3 protein-coding genes and 1 pseudogene are annotated in these 3427 nt (G+C 65.5%); 3 read left to right on the top strand and 1 reads right to left on the bottom strand.

What is annotated here, in order from left to right; translation table 11 throughout:
- A pseudogene (locus RHBS_RS25785) lies at positions 1-379 on the top strand (oxidoreductase); the annotation flags it as partial.
- Between the two features lie 365 nt (positions 380-744).
- Here the strand turns inward: RHBS_RS25785 and RHBS_RS25780 are convergent.
- The gene (locus RHBS_RS25780; RefSeq protein WP_374700662.1) at positions 745-1590 is read right to left on the bottom strand and encodes an HAD family hydrolase; all 846 of its coding nucleotides are present in this window, start codon (positions 1588-1590) and stop codon (positions 745-747) included.
- A gap of 334 nt (positions 1591-1924) precedes the next feature.
- Between RHBS_RS25780 and ssd the strand changes: the two genes are divergently transcribed.
- The gene (ssd, locus tag RHBS_RS25775) at positions 1925-3040 is read left to right on the top strand and encodes a septum site-determining protein Ssd (RefSeq protein WP_121872056.1); all 1116 of its coding nucleotides are present in this window, start codon (positions 1925-1927) and stop codon (positions 3038-3040) included.
- On the top strand, positions 3037-3427 hold a 391-nt coding region (locus tag RHBS_RS25770), incomplete at its 3' end, for an ATPase, T2SS/T4P/T4SS family (RefSeq protein ID WP_187298637.1). The genes ssd and RHBS_RS25770, both read left to right, overlap by 4 nt.

Here is a 3427-nt window from a genome sequence, read left to right as displayed (position 1 = left end):
CCGGCCCCGCAGCGATGCCGGTGTCGGCGAGCGACTCGACCTGCTCGCTCAGTTGGTGACCGGTGGAACGTCCGCACCGGCCCCGGTGATCGCTGCGGTGGTCCACGGTGAACTGTTGACGCTCAAAGCTTTCGGATCGGCCGACGGCATCGTTGCGCGGGCTGCATCGCGACTGGTGGCAGCGTCGTCGGGATTCGACCCCCACAACCTCGGGGTGCCGGAGGTGAGCTGGATGCGTCGGGCAAATGCCTACCGAGACGGCGCGACGGGATTCGCCGAGGGCACGGCAACCGGCGTCGGGAGTTGGGTGATTCTGTGCTGCGGAGCATTCGAAGCCGGTGCGGCAGAAGCGACTTCGATTGCCGAAGCTGCGCAGTAGATGATGTGAGCACATAAAAGGGCGGCGATGTCGACTTGCGTCGACGTCGCCGCCCGTTAGCACGGAGCGCCTGGTTACCAAGCGTGCACAGGTGGGCTGTGATGGACTACCACGTGGCCTCGGCGAGAATTCGACGGTGATGAGGTCATCCCTGCAACCGGTGCAGGGTTCTTGCTGATCACTGGCGAATGTCGCAGGCCCACAGCGCTTCTGCCATTAGGTGGCAAGCTCCGCGTGGGTGCCGGTGTCCGTGCTGGGAATCCCGGTCGGGAGAGCGAATCTTCTCTTCCGATTCGTCCTTGGCCTTCCGTTCTTCCGTACGTCATTTGTACCCCGTGACGCTCCTCACATCAAGGGGTTGGGCGTCATCTTTTTCTTCGGAGCAGTCCGTAGGTGATTGCGCCGGCCGCAAGGGCGCTGAAACCTGCTGCGGCACTTGCCGCTACGGTCTTGCCGGACGGGGTCTGGATTCGTGATCGCAACGAGACCGGGTTGGAGAAGGTGAGAATCGGCCAGCCGCGGGAGGCCGCTTCCTTGCGTAGCGCGCGATCGGGGTTGACGGCCGTGGGATGGCCGACGGCGCGCAGCATCGGCACGTCGGTGATCGAGTCCGAGTATGCGTAGCTCGACGCCAGGTCGTAATCGTGTTGCGCGGCCAGGGAGTTCATGGCGTCGACCTTGCCCTCGCCGTAGCAGTAGAAGTCCACCTCGCCGATGTACTTGCCCTCCACGGTCACCATCGTGGTGGCCATGCTGTGATCGGCACCCAGTAGTTCTGCGATGGGGTGCACGATCTCGTCGCCGGACGCCGACACGATCACGACGTCGTGTCCGCGGAGCTTGTGGTCGGCGATGAGATCGGCGGCTTCGGCGAACACGAGGGGGTCGACGATGTCGTGCAGCGTTTCAGCGACGACCGCTCGCACCTGTTCGACGTCCCAGCCTGCGGTCATGCTCGCTATGTGCGCGCGCATGCGCTCCATCTGGTCGTGATCGGCTCCGGAGAGCAGGAACAGGAACTGCGCGTAACTGCTCTTGAGAACGGCGCGCCGGTTGATGAGTCCTTGGTCGAAGAAGGGCTTGCTGAATGCCAACGTGCTGGACTTGGCGATGATCGTCTTGTCGAGGTCGAAGAATGCCGCGACGCGCGCTGCGCGTCGGCCGGCCGGGGCGTCGTCGGTGCTCGCGCTCTGGGTCACGTTTGTCACCATAGTGGCCGGTGGTGACCGGTGGATGTTGCGCGGTGACACTGGCGGACTCGGTCCGACGCGGTCGAGAAAAACCGACGGTTGAACTTGCAAACAAGGACGTCCACGGGTGTAGTATTTTCTACGAGCCCGGTTCATTCCGGGCGGTGTTCAGCCCGACCCCCCGGGGCTGAACCAGACGACCCTCGCCTCCTCCCCCCCTGGCGAGGGTCGTCCTCTTTTCCGGGGTAGGTCGAAAACTGGTACAGAAGTACCGTTATTCATCCACAGGCCCGAATCTATCCACATTTCCCCAAGTCGCGCTCATCTCGAGCAGATTCTCACGCACGCTTGGCGCATGGAAACGGACTCGCGGCAGCGAATCGCGCACCCGGCAGTGACGATGTCGATCGAACTTCGCGGTCTCCGCGAGGACGTCTATCGAATCGCCGCAGCCGCGGATTGTGTTGTGGAAGAGCAGAACTTACTGGTCGGTATCGGTTCGACACGTTCGATGTGGGACCGCGCCGGAACTATTCTGCTCGATTTTGCGTCCGCAGAGACGGCCCTGTCGACTGGATTTCAGCGACGCTCGGGCGTCATTCTGGTCACGGATGCACCGCCGACACTCGACGACTGGCGAATCGCCACATCGCTCGGTGCCGAGCATGTGATCTCCCTGCCGTGGGACGAGGACGCACTCGTGCGCATACTCGGCGAACCTGCGTCGGCACCGTCGGGAGACGGTGGAGTGATCGCGGTGGTCGGCGCTCGCGGTGGCGCGGGCGCATCCACTTTCGCCGCCGCACTCGGACTATGCAGCAGCCGCTCGGGTCGACGTGCGCTCTTGGTCGAGGGGGACCGGTACGGCAGCGGCCTGGACCTGTTGCTCGGCTGGGAGAGTGCTCCAGGTTTGCGGTGGTCTGGCTTGGTCGTCGAAGGTGGCCGAGTCTCCGGCGACGCTCTGCACGGGGCGCTGCCCTCCCGCGCCGGACTGTCGGTGCTGGCACTGGGCCGATCCGACGACCGGAGCGTCGGACTCTCCGCCGTCGCAGTGGCGGCTGTGCTCGATGCAGGACGCGCAGCGGGTGATCTGGTGGTGTGCGACGCTCCGCGTCATCCCAGCGACGTCTCCGACGCTCTGTATGCCGCGGCGGACCTCGTCGCGCTGGTACTTCCGGCCGAACTACGAGCCGTGACGTCGGCCGAGGCGGTGGCAGCGCATGTCGTGGATCGAAATGCCAACGTCGGCCTGGTCGTTCGTGGGCCTGCGCCGGGTGGGCTGAGGGCCGACGACATCGCTCTCGCCCTCGGGCTTCCGCTGTTGACGTCGATGCGCGCAGAGCCCGCGTTGGCCGAGCGCCTCGAACGAGGAGGTCTGGTGCTGGGCCGACGTTCGCCGCTGGCCGCAGCGGCCAACGCAGTGCTCGATACGTTCGCGCACAAGCCCGGTGGTCAGCGGTGGGCGGCATGAGCGCCGTCGTCACCGCTGATCTGCTCGACCGCGTTCGCGATCGCCTGGCTGCATCGGCCGACGCTCCGGTTCCCGCCACCGTCGCCGCGGCCATCCGAGCGGAAGCAGGTGGAGTCATCGGCGACACCGATATGCTTGCAGCCCTTCGCGTTCTGCAAACCGAGCTGACCGGCGCGGGGCCGTTGGAGCCGCTGTTGTCCGAGCCCGGAGTGACCGATGTATTGGTCACTGCACCGGATCAGGTGTGGATAGATCGTGGGCGCGGACTCGAGCGCACCGACATTCGCTTCGCCGACGAGGCTGCCGTTCGGCGGCTCGCGCAACGGCTCGCCCTCTCTGCCGGCCGTCGACTCGACGACGCACAGCCCTGGGTCGACGGGCGACTGC

Source organism: Rhodococcus sp. BS-15 (genome assembly GCF_000813105.1).
Taxonomy (GTDB): Bacteria; Actinomycetota; Actinomycetes; order Mycobacteriales; family Mycobacteriaceae; genus Rhodococcoides.
This window is presented reverse-complemented; position numbering and strand designations above follow the sequence as displayed.